Annotated in this window: 1 protein-coding gene; it reads right to left on the bottom strand. The window is 48.2% G+C overall.

Going from position 1 to position 475, the window contains the following annotated elements:
* A partial coding sequence (locus D3D02_RS19380) for an MFS transporter (RefSeq protein WP_158599420.1) occupies nt 1-404 on the bottom strand: 404 nt, incomplete at its 3' end.
* Nucleotides 405-475 lie beyond the last annotated feature (71 nt).

The raw sequence follows: 475 nt of genomic DNA, 5'->3' as shown, positions 1-475 counted from the left end.
CAGATCCACACAAACGGCAGCACTAATGGGCCAAGACCGATTCCCGTCATTGTGAGACTCGTTGCAAGTCCTTGATAAGAATCAAACCATTGAGGCGTGAGTGAAACTGTAATAGTAAACGCGGTCCCCCCTGTGATGCCAAGAAGTGAAAATACTACAACAACACCAGGGTATGAGTTGACAATTTGAAGCAGTACGATAGCAGCTATGAGGCCGACACCGACTATCACGAGGACCGGTCGAAGAGAGAACCTGGCGGCGAACACGCCAAATAGCCCACCAACCATGAGAAAGACTGCAGTTGTGATCGAAAAAATCGATGACACTTGTAACTGAGTAAGGTTGAAGATTGTTGCAAGGCGATCTGCATAGACGGTGAAGGTAAATATAGTCCCCCAGATCATCGTGAGGACGCAAATACCAAGTCCGACAATTAGCCACCCTTGCGTGGAATCAAGTGCTTCTTGGTGAGCTG

Origin of the sequence: Halobellus sp. Atlit-38R (assembly GCF_003665925.1) — an archaeon.
GTDB classification, from domain to species: domain Archaea; phylum Halobacteriota; class Halobacteria; order Halobacteriales; family Haloferacaceae; genus Haloquadratum; species Haloquadratum inordinatus.
The sequence above is the reverse complement of the archived record's forward strand: the minus strand, read 5'-3'. Positions and strand labels throughout refer to the sequence as shown.